Origin of the sequence: Nocardioides guangzhouensis, assembly GCF_004519545.1 — a bacterium.
In the GTDB taxonomy this organism is placed as follows: domain Bacteria; phylum Actinomycetota; class Actinomycetes; order Propionibacteriales; family Nocardioidaceae; genus Nocardioides; species Nocardioides guangzhouensis.
In genome coordinates this window covers 1-940 of sequence record NZ_SDKM01000119.1, presented here as the reverse complement: position 1 = coordinate 940, position 940 = coordinate 1, and the positions used below count along the sequence as shown (strand labels likewise).

Below are 940 nucleotides of genomic sequence, written 5' to 3'. Positions count from 1 at the left end.
CCCTGCAGCCAGGCCTGCCAGGCCGGCTCTTCGCGCCGCGCGTAGTCCGCGGCTTCTGCGGAGAACAGGTACGCCCGTACGCCCGCCGTCGCCTTGCCGTCGCCCTCGTCCCACGCGAAGACGCTGAGCATTCCGGGCACCGGCGCGGTGAGCCGGACCAGGGTCTGCCGTTCACCGACGCGCTCGACCGTGCCGGTGGCGCCGCGCACCTCGACCGTGGCGCCCTCGTCGCGCAGCCCGAGCGCGTGGTGCAGGGTCGACCAGAGCGCGTCCGCGTCGCCGGGGTGGGAGGCGGTGGCCTCCAGGTGTGTGGCCTCCTGGCCGGGGAAGTGCGACAGGTAGAGGCGCAGGTTGTCGAAGAACGGCATCCAGCCCGGGCCCATGGTGTCCCAGAACTCCGACTCCCAGGCGGCGCCGGTCCCGAAGCCGCTGCTGGTGACGCGCACGATACAGGTTCCGCCGGACTGTGCCTCGACGAGGAACTCCGACGTCAGCGGGCTGAGCGCATCGGGGTCCATGCCCATGAGGGCGGCCCAGTCCTCCTCGTAGACGAGGCGGCGCGGCGGCTCCCATGCGGTGACCTGGCCGTCCGAGCCCATCTCCGGGCCCATGGTGAAGTGCAGGGAGCCGCCCTCGCGCTCCTCCATCTCGGTCGGCGCGAACCAGGCGCTCATGCCCTTGGCGGTGGCGATCGCCTGCCAGACCTGCTCCGGGGTGCCCGGGACCTCGACGCTGAACTCCAGGCGGTACGGGACGTTCGGGGTGGTGCTCATGGGTTCTCCTCAGGAAGGGGGTGGGCGGCGACGAGGAGCCGGTGCGGGCGCCCGTCGTCGTGGTGGTAGCGAGCGGCCAGGTCGAGCACCGCGGCGGTCAGGTCGTCGGCGAAGGCAGCCCGGTCGGCGGCCGACCGGAAGCCGATCTGGGTGTCGATGGTCAGCGT

General features: G+C 72.6%; 1 protein-coding gene. It reads right to left on the bottom strand.

Translation table 11 applies throughout. The features are described 5' to 3' along the window. Positions 1-773: SRPBCC family protein (locus EKO23_RS24720; protein WP_134721245.1), on the bottom strand; the 773-nt coding region annotated here is incomplete at its 3' end. Positions 774-940: the final 167 nt, after the last annotated feature.